Origin of the sequence: Candidatus Pelagibacter sp., from assembly GCF_052049815.1 — a bacterium.
Classification (GTDB): domain Bacteria; phylum Pseudomonadota; class Alphaproteobacteria; order Pelagibacterales; family Pelagibacteraceae; genus Pelagibacter.
Window position 1 is genome coordinate 21,111 of record NZ_JBNGZG010000010.1, and the last position, 16,572, is coordinate 37,682.

Consider the following 16,572-nt stretch of genomic DNA (forward strand, 5'->3'; position numbering starts at 1 on the left):
ATCTGTATTTATGACTGTTTATAATAATCTGTCGAGAAAAAAGTATATGACATAGTTACATCTTCAAGCTTGCTTGTGGATGGATCGTTTACAAGCTCTGGATCAAGATAAAAGGTCATCACATATGTTGCTTTTTCTCCAGGTTTTAGTTCCTGCTTTTCAAAACAAAAACATCCTAATTTACTGTAATATTTTCCAAAACTTGATGGAGATACATTAAAACTTGCTACACCATAAGTAGTTTCATCTCCGTAATTTTCTACTTCAAATTCAATTTTATTTACTTGCCCTACTTTGACATCCATTACATTTGACTTGGCTTTAAAGTCCCATGGTAAGTTGTTTACATTTGTATCAAATCTGACACTGACAACTTTATCTAATACTATTTTTGGAGCCTCTTTAGAAACTTGAGTAGTTCCACCAAAACCTGTTACCCTACAGAAAAGGTCATATAATGGAACAGCTGCATAAGACAATCCTAGCATCAAAACAAATACTCCTGCTAATAAAATTGGTGTTAAATTCTTTTTGTTTGTCATTATATAGCTCTATTAAAAACTCCAGTATTGTACAGAGTAAAGAAGAATAAAAATATCATAAAAGCAATTATAACTAATGCTGTAATGACATTTTTTCTTTTAGTTTTTTTATCTGGTTCGATCATACAATTTTATCTATTAAAAATAATACAAATACTAAAAATAAATATAAGATTGAGTATCCAAATATAGATTTAGCTTTTTTTGCATCAAACTTGTTTTTCTTAGTTTTGAATAACTCGTAACATAAATAGTTATAATAAAATGTCAAAATTAATGAAGGTATTAAGAAAGTAAGTCCTACAAAATTAATTATAAATGGAAAAATAATTACTGGAACCATTAATAAAGAATAAACAAATATATTTATTTTTGTGCTTTCTATTCCATCTGTTAATGGCAACATTGGAATTTTAGCTTTTTTATAATCATCTGACTTATAAAGGCTTAAAGCCCAAAAATGTGATGGCGTCCAAAAAAATATTATTAAAAAAAATGTTAATGGTTCTAGAGAAAGCGAGTTTGTTGCTATTGTCCATCCAATAACAGGTGGAAGTGCGCCAGCAGCACCACCAATAACTATATTCTGAGGTGTTTTTCTTTTAAGCCAAATTGTATAAACAAAAACATAAAACAAGATAGTAAACAAAAGTAAACTTGCTGATAATCTGTTAGAAAAAAAGTCTAAAGCAATTACTGATATAAAAGATAAAGTTATTCCAAAGATTAAAGCCTGATTTCTATTTACTTTCCCTGTAGGAATTGGTCTAAGACAAGTTCTTGTCATCAGTGCATCAAGGTCTGACTCGTACCACATGTTTAATGCACCAGCTGCTCCTGCTCCTATAGAGACAAGTAATATTCCGATGATTGCATCTTTAGTAGATATACCAATAGGTGCTGTAAGTAAGCCAACTGCACAAGTAAAGATTACAAGAGACATTACTCTTGGTTTCATTAATTTAAATAACTCAGAGAAGTTAAATAAATCTTCTTGTGATAAGTTTCTCTTCTTTGTACCTAAGTTAGACATCAAATTTCATTTTCAAAAATCTAGCTATGAGATTTTGAAGTACTCGCATCATCCTCAAACTTTGGTAACTCTTCAAAAGTATGGAAGTTTGGCGGTGATGGTACAGTCCATTCTAAAGTAGTTGCACCTTCGCCCCACGGATTTTGTGCAGCTTTTTTCTTTTTAACAAAAGCATAAATTAAGTTAACAAAGAAAACTGCCAATCCAGCAACAGCCACATATGAACCAATAGATGAAATATAATTCCAGCCAGCAAATGCATCTGGATAATCAGCATATCTTCTTGGCATACCCGCAAGTCCTAAGAAATGCTGTGGGAAGAATATCAAGTTTACACCTATAAATGTTAGCCAGAAATGAATTTTTCCTAATGCTTCTGAATAATCATATCCAGACATTTTTCCAAACCAATAATAGAAACCTGCGAATATCGCAAATACAGCTCCTAAAGAAAGTACATAATGGAAGTGAGCAACTACATAGTATGTATCATGCATTGCTGTATCTACACCTGCGTTTGCTAAAACTACACCAGTAACTCCACCAACTGTAAACATGAAGATAAATCCTAATGCCCACATCATTGGAGTTTGGAAAGAAATAGAACCACCCCACATCGTAGCTATCCATGAAAAGATTTTAATTCCTGTTGGTACAGCAATAATCATTGTTGCTGCTAAAAAATATGCTTTTGTATCTGTACTTAAACCTACTGTATACATATGGTGAGCCCAAACAACAAAACCTACAACTCCAATTGCTACCATTGCATAAGCCATACCCAAATAACCAAATACAGGTTTTCTAGAAAATGTTGAAACGATGTGACTGATCATTCCAAAACCTGGTAAAATCAAAATGTAAACTTCTGGGTGTCCAAAGAACCAGAATAAATGTTGGAACAATACAGGATCTCCTCCGGTTTGTGCTTCAAAGAAAGCTGTTCCAAAATTTCTATCAGTTAATAGCATTGTAATTGCACCTGCTAAAACTGGTAATGATAATAAAAGTAAGAATGCTGTTACTAATACTGACCATGCAAATAATGGCATTTTATGTAAAGTCATTCCTGGCGTTCTCATATTTAAAATAGTTGTAATAAAATTCACTGCTCCTAAAATCGACGAAGCACCTGCAATGTGTAAACTTAGAATAGCCAAATCCATTGCTGGACCCGGTTGACCAGTTTTAGATGATAATGGTGGATAAATAGTCCAACCACCTCCAACACCTTGCGCACCTGGAGGGCCATCAGCAAAAATAGAAAGTATTAATAAAATAAATGAAACAGGTAATAACCAAAATGAAATATTATTCATTCTTGGGAACGCCATATCAGGAGCACCAATCATAATTGGAACAAACCAGTTTCCAAATCCACCAATCATTGCTGGCATTACCATGAAGAAAATCATGATTAGTCCATGACCAGTAACCAAAACATTATAAAGATGATAATTTCCACCTAAGATACCATCACCTGGATGCATCAATTCCATACGCATTAAAACTGAAAAAGCTGTACCAATAACCCCTGCAATAATAGCAAAGATTAAATACATTGTTCCAATGTCTTTATGGTTTGTTGAATAAGCCCATCTCTTCCAACCTGTTGGAGTATGGTGATCGTTGTGTGATGCTGTTTGTGTATACATTATTATTTACTCGCTATTTTTTTATTTATTTCATTTTCAATTGGTTCTTTTGCAAATTTTACTCGAGCATCCATTAACCACTCTTGATACTCTTCTTCACTTACAACTTTTACAGTTATCGGCATGAACGCATGTTTAATTCCACAAAGTTCTGAACATTGGCCATAATAAGTTCCAGTTTTTTCAGCTTTAAACCAAGTCTCATTTATTCTTCCTGGAACTGCATCTCTCTTCACTCCAAAAGATGGAAGTGCCCATGCATGTAAAACATCATTTGCAGTAATTAAAACTTTAACTACTTTATTTACTGGAACAACTACTTCATTATCTACTGCTAATAATCTTGGTTGGTTAGCTTTTAAATCTTTATCTTCAACCATATATGAGTCGAAAATTATATTTTCATCTGGATATTCATATCCCCAATACCATTGGTAACCTATTGCTTTAATTGTTAAATCTGCTTTTGGAATAGCGTCTTGTTTATATAAAATTTTGAACGATGGAACCGCGATTACGATCAATATTAAACATGGAATTAAAGTCCATAAAACTTCAACAGCAACATTGTGAGTTCTTTTTGAAGGATTTGGATTAGCTGATGCTCTAAACTTTACACATACATACAACATCAAAAATAAAACAAATGCACTAATTGCTACAATGATTGGAAGTAGTAGGTTGTCGTGAAAACTTATTATATCTCTCATCGACTCTGAAGCTGCTTCTTGGAAACCAAGTTGCCAATCTTTAGGTTGATTAGCCATTGCCTCAAAAGAGATAAAAAATGTTGTTAACGTTAATAGAATTTTTTTCATTTATAAGTAGGTATATAAAGCCTCTTTCTAAAAATTACACATTTGTTTTCGCGACAATTTATCAATTAATGGCGTAATTTATGATCGAAATAGCTGATATTACTGCAGTCTCAGACCTTAAAATATTCTCATTTATTTTAATTGCTTGAACATCTTTAAAAGAAAGAATCTTGCCTCTTTCATTCTCTGAAAAATCTCCCTCTGGCCCAACAACTATACATACAGGTTTGTTAGTTAATTTTTCTAGATCTACTTTTTTGTTGTCACTATTTAGATCTGTTAAAATCAAATTCATCTCACTTGATTTTAAAAAATCTTCTAAATTAGTTGCATCTTCTAATGTTGGGATATTAATTCTGTTTGATTGCTCGGTAGCTTCAATAATGACTTTTTCCAGTCTTTCTTTATTAAGTTTTCGAACAACAGTTCTTTCAAAAATAATTGGAACAAATTTTGTTATTCCAAGTTCAGTTGCTTTTTGTATCATGAAATTAAAGTAATTAGATTTAATCGGTGAAAAAGCTAACCATAATTCTTTTTGATTTTCTTTTTGTCTTATTTGATTTGTAATCTCAAACTCAACAATGCTTTTTGTTATGTTTAAAATTTTAGCTTCCCATTCACCGCTACTATTAAATAAAGAAAAAATTTCATTCTCTTTTATCCTCATTACTTTTGAAATGTAATGAGATTGTGATTTATCAAGTTTTGAAACTAAATTAAGTGATAAACTTTCTTTAAAAAATAATCTAATATTACTCATTAAAGTTAAGTTTAATTATGAAAAATATTAAAGCAATAATTTTTGATGCTTACGGAACGTTGTTTGATGTGAACTCTGCAGCTGAAAAATGCAAAGATAAAATTGGTGATAAGTGGGAAGCTTTTGCAAATTATTGGAGAACAACTCAGTTAGAATATACATGGCTTAGAAGCTTAATGAAAAGACACAAAGATTTTTGGCAAGTTACTGAGGATAGTTTGGATAAGTCTATGAAAGTTTTTAATATAGACAATTCAATGAGAAATGAATTATTAGACCTTTATAAAATTCTATCTCCTTATCCAGAAGTACCAGAAATTTTAAAATCTTTAAAAGAAAAAAAATATAAACTTTCAATACTTTCAAATGGAACTCCTTCTCTACTTAATGAGCTTGTAAAAAGTAATAATTTAGAAAATTTATTTGATGATGTTTTTTCAATTGAGGAAGTTGGAATTTATAAACCAGATTCAAAAGTTTACCATTTACCAATTAAAAAATATAAAATTAAAAACAATGAAGTTGCTTTTTTAAGTGCAAACACTTGGGATGTTTCGGGTGGTGGTAATTATGGTTTTAATTCAATTTGGGTAAATAGAAATAATAGTATTTTTGATAATCTTGACTACAGACCTCAATATGAAGTTAAAAGTTTAAAAGAATTAATAACTATAATTTAATTACCAAGATGAGTTGGGTCCTTTAAGAAATTCTAATTCTTCTTGAGTTGACACTCTTCCAAGAACCTCATTTCTGTGAGGGTATCTATTAAATCTTTTAATTGCTATTGTGTGATCTTCCCAAAATTTTTTTATGTCACTTAAGCCTGGGTGGTCTTTTAAATATTTTTCCAAAAGAGAATATGCCATTTCATGATCTTTGATTCTCTCACTATGTATTAATGGTAAAATCATAAAAAATTTTTCACTTTGGTTCATCTCATCTAAAAAGTTTAACTTTATAGCGTTATAAACAACTTCACGTGTCTTGGAGTCTTGATCAAATGCTTTTTTGTTGTTTCTAAACATATTTCGAGAAAATTGATCAAAAAGAATAACCAGTGCTAAAGAACCTTTTGCACTTGTTTTCCAGTCATCAAATACGTTATTGCTTGCTTTTTCATAATCAATTAAAAATTTTTGTTTAATTAGTTGGTCAAACTTTTCATCTTTTTTAAATCTTTTTTCAGGGGGTGTTTCCTCAAACCAAAAATTAAGAATAGTTTGGATTCTTAAATTCATATCCTTTTTTCATCAAAGTTTTTATTTAATTTTAAATTTATAACCTTTGAGTTTTTTTCATTCCAGTTAGATAAGGATTTTAAAATTGGTATTAGTGAGGACCCAAATAAGGTTAAAGAATATTCAACTTTGGGAGGCATTATTTGTTTTACATTTCTATTAATTAAACCATCAATTTCTAATTCTTTAAGTTGTTTAGATAACATTTGTTGCGTAATACTATTAAGAGTTTTTTTGATAGCTCCAAATCTAGCTTTCTTCTGATTGTATAAAATAAATAAAATTCTTATTTTCCATTTACCTCCAAAAAAATAGGTTGCTCTTTCAGCTGGGCAATCTGTTAATTTATTCATGTTAGAAATTTAAATGTCACTAATTATATTTCAAGTATGATTTTACATACTGGTATGAAAATATTGAGTACTTGCTAAATATATTAAAAATATTAAATACATTGCTCAACGATAGGAGATATTATGAATAAAGGACAAAGAGCAGGAAATGGTGCTATAGCCGTAGAAGTTGAACAAGGAAAATCTTATTTTTGGTGTAGTTGCGGAAAAAGCTCAAAACAACCATTTTGTGATGGTTCACACAAAGGATCTGAATTTAATCCAATAGCTTACAAAGCCGAGGAAAGTAAAAAATTATTTTTTTGCGCTTGCAAACAAACTGATAACCAGCCATTTTGTGATGGTTCACATAATAAAAAATAAATATGAAAACAATTGAAGTAAGTAAAATTATCGATCCAATTCCAGCTTCAGATGGTGCAGGAGTAAAGTTAAAAAGAAGTATTGGTGTTGAACCAAATTATTTTGATCCATTTTTAATGTTAGATGAATTTGGTTCAGAAAATAGCGAAGACTATATTGCTGGTTTTCCACCCCACCCTCATAGAGGTATTGAAACTGTAACTTATATGCTTGCTGGAGATTTTGAACATAAAGACAGTACTGGTGGTGAAGGTAGAATGACAGCAGGCGATGTTCAGTGGATGAAAACTGGAAGCGGAATAATTCATTCTGAAATGCCCGCTATGAAAGAAGGTAAACTTCATGGTTTTCAGTTATGGATCAACATGCCAGCAAAACTAAAAATGAGCAAACCTGAATACATTTATATTGATGCAGATAAAATGAGCGTTCACAAAGATGACGAAAAACAAGTAAAGGTAATAGCAGGAAAATTTGAAAATGCCGAAGGCCCTGTAAAAGGTCATAATGTTGAGCCTGTTTATTTTGATGTTGAATTAAAAAAAGATAAAGATTTTAAATTTAATATTCCTTCAACTCACAATACTTTTATTTATTTGGTAAATGGAGAAATTGAAATTGGAGAAGGAAATCATGATAACGTTAAAGACAGCACTTTAATTCTACTTTCAAAAGGTGAAGAGCTTAAAGTGAAAGCAAAATCAGATGCTAAATTCCTAGTTATTTCTGGAAAACCAATAAATGAAGAAATAGCAAGAGGTGGCCCTTTTGTAATGAATACTAAAGCAGAGATCTTGCAAGCTGTTCAAGATTATCATAATGGTACTTTTGTAAAATAAATATGAAATCAGTAGTAATATCAAAACCGGGTGGACCAGAAGTTTTAGAAGTAAAAAATCTAAGTTTAGATGAACCTAAAAATGATGAAGTAACAATTCAAAATCATGCAATAGGGTTAAACTATATTGATACATATCATCGATCAGGTTTGTACCCAGTACCTCTACCTTCAGGAATAGGATTAGAAGCTGCTGGAGAAATTACAAAAGTTGGTTCTGACGTAAAAGATTTTAAAGTTGGAGATAAAGTGGCTTATTGTGCAGCGCCTCTTGGTGCCTATGCAAGTCATAGGAATTATCCAACAAAAAATTTAGTTAAAGTTCCAAATGATGTCGATTTAGAAACGGCTGCAACTTTAATGACAAAAGGAATTACAACATTTTATTTATTACATAAAACATATCCTGCACAATCAGGAGAAACAGTTTTATTTCATGCAGCAGCAGGTGGTGTAGGTCAAATTTTTGGTCAATGGGCAAAAAGTTTAGGATGTAATGTTATTGGAACTGTTGGATCAGATGAAAAAATTGAGATAGCAAAAAATAATAGCTATGATCATGTCATTAACTACAACAAAGATAATTTTGCTGAAAAAGTTAAAGAAATCACAAACGGAAAAGGCTTATCAGTTGTTTATGATGGAGTTGGAAAATCAACGTTTGATGGTTCTATTGAATGTTTAAAATTAAGAGGAATGATGGTTTCATTCGGTAATGCATCTGGTCCTCTAGATCCTGTAAATGTTGCAAAATCAATTCAACCGAAAGGTTTGTATTTAACAAGACCGAGCATCATGCAGTATACAACTACAAGAGAAGAACTTGATGAAGCAGCTAATAAAGTTTTTGAAATGGTAACTAGTGGAAAAGTAAAAACTAAAATTTCAAAAAAATATTCTCTAAAAGATATTTCACAAGCTCACAAGGATTTAGAGTCTAGGATTTTAACTGGTCCAGCAGTAATTGTCCCTTAATCAACTTCCACATCCATATCTGCCATATGCAGTCTCAGTGCATTTGTTGAAATATGAATTTCTCTTATAAAAAAAAGTATTGAGATAATCATAGACAAACAACATGATCCAAAAATTATTCTGGCGAGAAACAATCTATCAAGGTAGAGACCAAACACTGTTAGCATATTAAATAAAAATCCAAACGCTGCAAAAAGTATTGTCCATCTTAATAATGTAATTCTACGACTTAAATTGATGAATTGTTTTTTCCATTCATGAGGAATGTGTTTTTCATAAACATGCTCATCATGAAGTTGTCTAATTAGTATACTTAAAGAGTGAAATCTGTTGCTATAGACACTCATTAACAAAGGAATTGCAGGGAACATTAAAGCTGTAACTGTGTAATCTATATTCATACGAATCAGTTTGATTATGAATCTATGCTTTGCTATTTACAACTAAAATAACATGAAACAATTAAATCTTTTTATAGAATTAACACGTTTAAGGAGACCAATTGGTTATATGTTGTTATTTTGGCCATGTTCCTGGGGTTTGACTATGGCATATGATTTTAATCAAAACTTATCAAAATATTTTTTTTATCTAATTCTTTTTTTTCTTGGTGCGGTTTTGATGAGATCAGCTGGATGTATTATTAACGACATTGCTGATAAAGATTTTGATAAAAAAGTTGCTAGAACAAAAGATAGACCCATAGCCTCTGGAAAAATTTCTGTAAAACTAGGATTATTTTACGCAATATCTCTTTGCTTGTTTGCTTTTTTTGTACTGATAAATTTTAATAAATTTACAATAATAATGGCATTATTTTCAATGCCACTTGCATTTTTATATCCTTTCATGAAGAGATTTACTTACTGGCCACAATTATTTTTAGGTATTACCTTTAATTATGGTCTTATACTGGGTTGGACTTCAATTGATAATAATTTATCAATCGCTCCCTTGGTTCTGTATTTTGGAGCCATATTTTGGACACTTGGATACGACACTATATACGGATATCAAGATTTAGTTGATGATGAAATTATTGGAGTAAAATCAACCTCAATAAAATTTAAAAATCATCCAAAAAAATTTTTATTTTTTTGTTATTTGATAATGATTTTATCATTATTGATTAATGGTATAATTATGAATTTTAATTTATTTTATTTTTTAATGCTAATATTTCCTTTTGCTCATTTATTTTTTTTCCAAATAAAAAATTTTAATCAAAATAAAATTGAAAATTGTTTTTCAATTTTCAAAAGCAACAACAATTTCGGTCTATTAATTTTATTTATTCTAATTACTGGTAAAATTATCTAATGAAAACAAGTGATATCTTAAAAAGACTCTATAAAGATTATTCAAAAAATTTCTTAGGTAAGATTTTTTTTGCTGGCTTATTTTCAATTTTTGTAGCTGCAAGTACATCGGGTATAGCTTGGTTATTGGATCCTGCAATAAAAAAAATTTTTATAGAAAAAGATAATGATCTTATTTTGATAATTCCTTTTTTTATCATTGTTGCTTTTGCTACTAAAGGAGTTTCATTATATTTAGCGAAAACAACGATGATAAATGTTGGAGAAGAGATTAAAAAGCTTCTGCAATTTGATATGATTTCATCTCTTATTAAAGCTGATACAAAAATAATTGATCAAAAACATTCTGGTAAATTTATTTCAAATTTAACTTTCGATGTGACTCATATAACTAATATGCTCAGTGACGCTATATTAGCACTTTTTAAAGATAGTTTGACTTTAATAGGTTTGTTAATTGTAATGTTTTATCAAAATTGGAAATTGTCATTAATTGCAATAATAATGATTCCATTAGCAAGCACTGCAGCAAAAAGTTTAGGAAAAAGAATGGGTAAAGTAGCAACCCAGGCCCAAGAAAGATCTGGGTTTTTAAACGCTTATTTGATTGAAATATTTAAAAACCATAAACTTATAAAAATATTTCAAAAAGAAGATTATGAAATTTTGAGATCTAAAAATCATTTAGAAAGTTTAAAAAATAAAAATGCAAAAATAAGAACTGTTTATGTGCGTGTTTCTCCAGTCATGGAAACTTTTACCGGAATTATGATTGCTGTTTTAATTTTCTACTCTGGTAAATTAATAATAAACAACGAATTAGATATAAATAATTTTTTTTCTTTTTTAGCTGCAATGATGTTGGCTTATCAACCAGTGAGATCTTTAGCGATGATAAATATGGCAATAAACCAGGGGCTTTCCGCTGCAAGAAGAATTTTACCAATTATAGACAGTGAAAATGAAATTACAGATGAAAAAGATTCATCTGATTTAAATTTGAAAAATGGAGATATAGAATTTAAAAATGTATCTTTCCAATACAATAAAGAAGACGATATAGTTTTAAAAGATATCAATTTAAAAATAGCTGGTGGCAAAATGTCTGCACTTGTTGGACATAGTGGGTCAGGAAAATCTACAATTTTAAATTTAATACCAAGATTCTATAATATTAAAAATGGTGAAATAATTATTGATAGTCAATCAATCAATGAAGTTAAAATTAAATCGTTGAGGCAAAAAATTTCACTTGTAAGTCAAGACACTACTCTTTTTGATGATACTATAAAAAATAATATTGCTTATGCTAATTTGGATGCCACAAATACTGAGATAGAAGAAGCAGCAAAACTATCTTTCTGTGAGGAATTCATTAATGAGTTACCAAACAAATATGAAACAATAATTGGAGAAAATGGTATTAGGCTATCAGGTGGTGAGAAGCAGAGAATTTCTATCGCGAGAGCAATGTTAAAAAAAAGTTCAATTATTTTACTTGATGAGGCTACCTCTTCATTAGATTCTGAAACAGAAGAAAAAATTCAAAATGCTTTAGATATATTGACAAAAAATAGAACTACAATTGTTATTGCTCATAGATTATCTACAATTCTCAATTCAAATAAAATATTTGTTGTTGATAAAGGAAAAATTATTTCTTCAGGAAATCATGAAGAATTACTAAAAAACTCTGTCCAATATAAAAACTTTTATGAAAAGCAGATTAGAAAAGAATAATGTTCATTTTATATCAATTTTTGATTCTAATATTATTAATAATTTCACCATTAATCATATTATATAGAATTATAAAATCTAAGGAAAATCCTAAAAGATTTTTAGAAAAATTCTGTCTATCTAAATCTAATAGAAAAAATAAAAATTTAATTTGGTTCAATGTAGCAAGTGTTGGTGAATTGATGAGTATAATTCCTTTAATATATGAATTAGAAAAAAATAGAGAAATAAAAAATATTTTAGTTACATCATCAACTTTAAGTTCATCTAAAATTTTTCAAAAATTTAAATTTAAAAAAACTTTTCATCAATTTTTTCCCATTGATTTTTTTTTCTTTTCAAAAATATTCATTAAATATTGGAAACCAAAAATTGCTATCTTTATAGACTCCGAGATATGGCCAAGCATGTTTAATGAAATAAATAAAAATTCTATTCCATTATTATTATTAAATGCAAGAATTACAAAAAAATCATTTTCGAGGTGGAATATATTTAAATCTTTTTCAAAAAAAGTTTTTGACAAAATTTCTTATGCTTATCCCCAAAATAAAGAAACATTAAGTCATCTAAAAAAACTTCATGTCAAACAAATCAAAAATTTAGGTAATTTAAAATTTTCAAATTTGAGTAAAAATATAAAATTCTCTTTAAAAAAAATAACAAATAAAGAAATAAGAAATAGGATAATTTTTTGTGCATCAAGTACTCATCCTAGTGAAGAAGTTGCTATAGCAAGAGTTCATATGAGCTTAAAAAAGAAATATAAAAATTTATTAACAATTATAATTCCAAGACACATTGAAAGAACAAATGAAATTTATGACAAATTAAATTCTATGAAATTGAATATTTTGATTAAATCAACTAATAAAAAATTAAATAATAAAACAGATATTTTTATTGTGGATGCTTATGGAGAAACTAAGTATTTTTATAATCTATCTAAACTTGTATTTATGGGTGGTTCTTTGATTAATCATGGGGGCCAAAATCCCATTGAACCTGCTAGATTTAATAAAAAAGTCATTCATGGTCCTTATGTGGATAATTTTAAAGATATATATGAATTTTTTGCAAAACAAAAAGTAACTTATAAAGTAAAAAATATTACCCAGTTAGTTCAAAAAGCAGAAAAAATTTTAAAAAATAAATCTAGTTTTAAGTTAAATTTAGATGAAATGGGTAGAAATATTTTAAGAAAAACTTCTAATGAAATAAATAAGAAATTTTATAATGAAATTCAAAAAACCAAAATTTTGGGATTATAAAAAACCAAACTTACTCGCTTATATTTTATTTCCTTTATCAAAAATAATTGACTCAAAAAAAATAATTAAAAAAGAGATTTCTGAATTAAAAAATATAAAAAAAATATGTATTGGAAATATTTATATTGGTGGGACTGGCAAAACTTCATTAGCAATAGAAATTAAAAATATATTAACCTCAATGAATTATAAATGTTGTTTTATAAAAAAAAGTTATGAGGATCAAATTGATGAACAAAAACTGTTATCAAAAAATGGAGACTCCATATCGAATAAATCTAGAATAGATGCTGTTAAGGAAGCAATCAAACAAAATTATCAAGTTGCAATATTTGATGATGGTTTGCAAGATTCTGATATAAAATACGATATATCTTTTATTTGTTTTAACAAAAAAAATTTTGTAGGAAATGGATTTGTAATACCGGCTGGTCCACTAAGACAATCTTTAAGATCATTAAAAGATTATAAGTATTATTTCTTAAATGGTAACGACGAAAGTATAAATGAAAACTCCAAAATATTAAAAAATTTAAATGAATTTTGTGAAATTTTTGACTCTAAATATTCAATCACAAATAAGGAAGATTTTGATTTAGATGATAATTTCATTGCTTTTTCAGGTATTGGTAACCACTCTACTTTTATAGAAACACTAAGAAAAAATAACTTTAATGTTTTAAAAGACATAGAGTTTCCAGATCATTATCAGTATTCTGAGAATGATATAAAAAAAATGATTCAATTATCATCTAAATTAAATGCTAAACTTTTAACAACAGAAAAAGATTATTTTAGAATTAATAAAATTTTTGATTTTCAAATAAAATACGTAAAAACAAAACTGAATATCACTGAAATTAATAATTTAAAAAAACTTTTAATGTTTGAGTTAGAAAAAAATGTTTAAAAAAATTATCTATTTTTTTGAATTTATTATAATTCAATTTTTTTTTATTATCTTTAAGCTATTTGGTTTAAAAATATCAAATTATATTGCTAAAAATATTTTTAAAATTATTGGTCCACAATTTAGATCCAAAAAAATAATAAATCAGAATCTAAAGCTAGCATTTCCAAATAAGTCAGAAAATGAATTAAATCAAATAACCTGTAATATGTGGGAATATTACGGTAAAATATTCTCTGAATATCCTTTTATAAAAAAATTTAGAGAGGAAAATTTTGATAAAAACTTTAAAATTATTGGAAAAGAAGTACTAGACGAAATAAAGAAAAGTAATAAACCAGTAATATTTATTTCCGGACACTTTGATAATTTTGAGTTAATGGCTTTAAGTCTTGAAAAATATGGAATAAATTTATCTGCAATTTATAGACCACTAAACAATATTTATCTTAATCGTATTATGGAAAATATAAGAAAGAAATTTATTTGTAAAAATCAAATTAAAAAAGGGATCCAAAACTTAAAACCTTTAATCAGACTATTTAAAAACGGTTATTCAGTAGCATTAATGATAGATCAAAGGGTTAGTGAAGGAATTAAAGTTAATTTTTTTAACAAAGAAGCTTATACAACAACAATTCCTGCTCAATTTGTTAAAAAATTTAACTCCCAAATAGTCCCTATATTTATTGAGAGAACAAATCAAAATAAATTTGAGATGATTGTTGAAAAACCTTTTACATTTAATGATGAAGACACTATTGAAAAAATAACACTAGTGTTAAATCAATGGTTGGAGACTAAAATCTTAAAGAAACCTTCTCAATGGATTTGGTCACATAATCGTTGGAAATAAAAATTTTTATAAATTTTCTCTTTTGACAGAAGCTTCAACATAAGAATAATAAGCCTCTTGTAAATCCACATTCCAATAATTTAATTCATCTAATTCAATTTTTTTACCAGAAATAGCACAAATAACATGATCACCTGGCTCAATTATTTCAAAATTATTGGGTAAATATTTTAATTTTGCTAATTTTTTTTTCATTTTTAGTTTATACATTTATATATGAAAGTTGGTGTCATTGGAAGTGGTGGTCGTGAGCATGCAATTTGTTATTACTTGAGCAAATCTAAAATAGTAGATAAAATTTTTTGTATTCCTGGAAATGCTGGAACAGAAGAAATAGCTGAAAATGTACATCTAGATATTAATGATCATAAGAAAATTAAAGATTTAATTGATGAAAAAAATATAGATTTGATTGTAGTTGGACCAGAAAAACCTTTGGTTGAAGGAATAGTTGATTATCTAGAACAATTAAATATTAAGGTTTTTGGACCAAATAAGATTGCATCCCAACTAGAAGGTTCAAAATCTTTTACGAAAGAAATTTGCAAAAAATATAAAATTCCTACAGCTGATTATGGAATTTTTCAAAAATTTGAAGATGCTATAAACTTTGCGCAAAGTTCAAGTTTCCCTTTGGTCGTCAAAGCTGATGGATTAGCTTCAGGAAAAGGTGTTTACATTTGCGATGATTTTACTGAAGCTAAAAATGCACTAAAAGAAATCTTTGAAGGTAAATTTGGTGAAGCTAAAAATGTCTTACTTGAGGAATTCTTGGATGGTGAAGAGATGAGTTTTTTTATCATATCAGATGGTAAAACTTTTAAAGATTTTGATACTGCTCAAGATCACAAAAGAGTATTGGAAAATGACAAAGGTAAAAATACTGGTGGTATGGGGGCTTACTCTCCTTCAAGATTAATAAATCAAAATCTAAGAAATAAAATAATTGAAAAAATAATAAATCCAACTCTAATGGCTTTAACCGATCTTGATTGCTCCTATAAAGGTTTTTTGTATGCAGGATTGATGATAAAAAATGATGAGCCTTTTTTGATAGAATATAATGTTAGAATGGGCGACCCAGAATGTCAGACTATATTGCCAAAACTTAAGAATGATTTAGGTGAAGTATTTCTTGCTTGTACAAATAAAAATTTAGATAAAATAGATCTTAATTGGCATGAAGAGAAGAGTTTAAGTATTGTTTTGTGCTCAAAAGGTTACCCTGATCGTTTCAAAAATAATGTTGAGATATCAAATTTAGATAAATTAATTATTGATAAAAAGAATATTTTATTTCACGCAGGCACTAAAAAAGAATCAAATAAGATTTTATCGAATGGAGGTAGGGTTTTAAACTTTATTGCACTTGATGACACTTTTGAAAAAGCAAGATCAAAAGTTATTAAAAATATCAAAACACTTAATTGGGAAAATGGATTTTATAGAAAAGATATTGGTTACAAAGTAATTAAATAAACATGAGGATCATAGGGGGTGAGTATAAAAGAAAAAAACTTTTTGAACCAAAAGATAAATTAACAAGACCTCTTAAAGATCTTACAAAAGAATCAATCTTTAATTTGATTCAACACTCAAATAAATTTGAAATAAATTTTTTAAACTCAAAAATCTTAGATTTATTTTCAGGAGTAGGATCATTTGGATTAGAGGCAATATCAAGAGGCTCGAGGAATGTGACTTTTGTAGAAAATTATTCAGGAGTATTAGATATGTTAAAAAAGAATATATCTTCTATAAACGCTCAAAATCATTGTAAAATTATTGAGAATGATGTTTTTTTATCATTAGAAAACCTAAATTTAAATGATGCTTATGATATAATTTTTTTAGACCCTCCCTACAAAGAAAAAAAATTATTATCTATATTTGAT

At 28.1% G+C, this 16,572-nt stretch carries 21 protein-coding genes; 11 read left to right on the forward strand and 10 right to left on the reverse strand.

The annotated features are described in order from the left end of the window. Positions 1-8 precede the first annotated feature (8 nt). From ACTT9D_RS03240 to ACTT9D_RS03265, 6 genes are all read right to left on the reverse strand, one after another. On the reverse strand, positions 9-542 hold the full coding sequence (locus ACTT9D_RS03240) for a cytochrome c oxidase assembly protein (RefSeq protein WP_440930424.1): 534 nt from the start codon (positions 540-542) through the stop codon (positions 9-11). Next, the gene (locus ACTT9D_RS03245; protein ID WP_440930425.1) at positions 542-667 is read right to left on the reverse strand and encodes a serine protease; all 126 of its coding nucleotides are present in this window, start codon (positions 665-667) and stop codon (positions 542-544) included. Before ACTT9D_RS03245 ends, ACTT9D_RS03240 begins: the two co-directional genes overlap by 1 nt. Beyond that, the gene (gene cyoE, locus ACTT9D_RS03250; RefSeq protein ID WP_014952724.1) at positions 664-1,575 is read right to left on the reverse strand and encodes a heme o synthase; all 912 of its coding nucleotides are present in this window, start codon (positions 1,573-1,575) and stop codon (positions 664-666) included. The genes ACTT9D_RS03245 and cyoE overlap by 4 nt, the downstream gene beginning before the upstream one ends. Before the next feature lie 20 nt (positions 1,576-1,595). After that, the gene (ctaD, locus tag ACTT9D_RS03255) at positions 1,596-3,230 is read right to left on the reverse strand and encodes a cytochrome c oxidase subunit I (protein ID WP_440930426.1); all 1,635 of its coding nucleotides are present in this window, start codon (positions 3,228-3,230) and stop codon (positions 1,596-1,598) included. A gap of 2 nt (positions 3,231-3,232) precedes the next feature. Next, complete coding sequence (gene coxB / locus ACTT9D_RS03260; protein WP_440930427.1) at positions 3,233-4,048, reverse strand: cytochrome c oxidase subunit II; 816 nt, start codon at positions 4,046-4,048, stop codon at positions 3,233-3,235. Positions 4,049-4,109: 61 nt separating this feature from the next. Then, the gene (locus ACTT9D_RS03265; protein WP_440930428.1) at positions 4,110-4,811 is read right to left on the reverse strand and encodes an RsmE family RNA methyltransferase; all 702 of its coding nucleotides are present in this window, start codon (positions 4,809-4,811) and stop codon (positions 4,110-4,112) included. A 17-nt stretch (positions 4,812-4,828) separates the two neighbouring features. On the opposite strand from ACTT9D_RS03265, the gene ACTT9D_RS03270 reads away from it, so the two are divergent. Continuing rightward, entirely contained in the window at positions 4,829-5,491 is a 663-nt protein-coding gene (locus ACTT9D_RS03270; RefSeq protein ID WP_440930429.1) for a haloacid dehalogenase type II, read from the forward strand. Here the strand turns inward: ACTT9D_RS03270 and ACTT9D_RS03275 are convergent, their stop codons facing one another. After that, the gene (locus ACTT9D_RS03275) at positions 5,492-6,052 is read right to left on the reverse strand and encodes a DUF924 family protein (protein ID WP_440930430.1); all 561 of its coding nucleotides are present in this window, start codon (positions 6,050-6,052) and stop codon (positions 5,492-5,494) included. Further along, positions 6,049-6,405, reverse strand: a complete 357-nt coding sequence (locus ACTT9D_RS03280) for a winged helix-turn-helix transcriptional regulator (protein WP_440930431.1) — start codon at positions 6,403-6,405, stop codon at positions 6,049-6,051. The genes ACTT9D_RS03275 and ACTT9D_RS03280 overlap by 4 nt, the downstream gene beginning before the upstream one ends. Positions 6,406-6,528: 123 nt before the next feature. Between ACTT9D_RS03280 and ACTT9D_RS03285 the strand changes: the two genes are divergently transcribed. The 3 genes from ACTT9D_RS03285 to ACTT9D_RS03295 are packed head-to-tail and all read left to right on the forward strand — an operon-like array spanning position 6,529 to position 8,581. Further along, positions 6,529-6,768: a CDGSH iron-sulfur domain-containing protein gene (locus ACTT9D_RS03285; RefSeq protein WP_440930432.1), complete on the forward strand. Its 240-nt coding sequence runs from the start codon at positions 6,529-6,531 to the stop codon at positions 6,766-6,768. A 2-nt stretch (positions 6,769-6,770) separates the two neighbouring features. Next, on the forward strand, positions 6,771-7,607 hold the full coding sequence (locus ACTT9D_RS03290) for a pirin family protein (protein WP_440930433.1): 837 nt from the start codon (positions 6,771-6,773) through the stop codon (positions 7,605-7,607). A 2-nt stretch (positions 7,608-7,609) separates the two neighbouring features. Continuing rightward, positions 7,610-8,581, forward strand: a complete 972-nt coding sequence (locus ACTT9D_RS03295; RefSeq protein WP_440930434.1) for a quinone oxidoreductase family protein — start codon at positions 7,610-7,612, stop codon at positions 8,579-8,581. On the opposite strand, the gene ACTT9D_RS03300 is transcribed toward ACTT9D_RS03295, so the two are convergent. Further along, complete coding sequence (locus ACTT9D_RS03300; RefSeq protein ID WP_014952715.1) at positions 8,578-8,982, reverse strand: DUF2721 domain-containing protein; 405 nt, start codon at positions 8,980-8,982, stop codon at positions 8,578-8,580. The genes ACTT9D_RS03295 and ACTT9D_RS03300 overlap by 4 nt on opposite strands. A gap of 52 nt (positions 8,983-9,034) precedes the next feature. On the opposite strand from ACTT9D_RS03300, the gene ubiA reads away from it, so the two are divergent. From ubiA to ACTT9D_RS03325, 5 genes are read left to right on the forward strand one after another with little or no spacing between them, the layout of a single operon-like run. Then, the gene (gene ubiA / locus ACTT9D_RS03305) at positions 9,035-9,901 is read left to right on the forward strand and encodes a 4-hydroxybenzoate octaprenyltransferase (RefSeq protein WP_440930435.1); all 867 of its coding nucleotides are present in this window, start codon (positions 9,035-9,037) and stop codon (positions 9,899-9,901) included. Further along, the gene (locus tag ACTT9D_RS03310) at positions 9,901-11,640 is read left to right on the forward strand and encodes an ABC transporter ATP-binding protein (RefSeq protein WP_440930436.1); all 1,740 of its coding nucleotides are present in this window, start codon (positions 9,901-9,903) and stop codon (positions 11,638-11,640) included. Before ubiA ends, ACTT9D_RS03310 begins: the two co-directional genes overlap by 1 nt. After that, on the forward strand, positions 11,640-12,911 hold the full coding sequence (locus tag ACTT9D_RS03315; RefSeq protein ID WP_440930437.1) for a 3-deoxy-D-manno-octulosonic acid transferase: 1,272 nt from the start codon (positions 11,640-11,642) through the stop codon (positions 12,909-12,911). Before ACTT9D_RS03310 ends, ACTT9D_RS03315 begins: the two co-directional genes overlap by 1 nt. Further along, positions 12,877-13,821 (forward strand): tetraacyldisaccharide 4'-kinase, encoded by a 945-nt coding sequence (gene lpxK / locus ACTT9D_RS03320; protein WP_440930438.1) that lies wholly within the window; start codon positions 12,877-12,879, stop codon positions 13,819-13,821. Before ACTT9D_RS03315 ends, lpxK begins: the two co-directional genes overlap by 35 nt. Further along, complete coding sequence (locus ACTT9D_RS03325; RefSeq protein WP_440930439.1) at positions 13,814-14,677, forward strand: lysophospholipid acyltransferase family protein; 864 nt, start codon at positions 13,814-13,816, stop codon at positions 14,675-14,677. Before lpxK ends, ACTT9D_RS03325 begins: the two co-directional genes overlap by 8 nt. Before the next feature lie 6 nt (positions 14,678-14,683). On the opposite strand, the gene ACTT9D_RS03330 is transcribed toward ACTT9D_RS03325, so the two are convergent. Then, the gene (locus ACTT9D_RS03330; protein ID WP_440930440.1) at positions 14,684-14,872 is read right to left on the reverse strand and encodes a DUF2093 domain-containing protein; all 189 of its coding nucleotides are present in this window, start codon (positions 14,870-14,872) and stop codon (positions 14,684-14,686) included. A 21-nt stretch (positions 14,873-14,893) separates the two neighbouring features. Between ACTT9D_RS03330 and purD the strand changes: the two genes are divergently transcribed. Both purD and ACTT9D_RS03340 read left to right on the forward strand, forming a co-directional pair. Further along, on the forward strand, positions 14,894-16,156 hold the full coding sequence (gene purD / locus ACTT9D_RS03335; RefSeq protein ID WP_440930441.1) for a phosphoribosylamine--glycine ligase: 1,263 nt from the start codon (positions 14,894-14,896) through the stop codon (positions 16,154-16,156). A gap of 2 nt (positions 16,157-16,158) precedes the next feature. Then, a partial coding sequence (locus ACTT9D_RS03340; protein ID WP_440930442.1) for an RsmD family RNA methyltransferase occupies positions 16,159-16,572 on the forward strand: 414 nt, incomplete at its 3' end.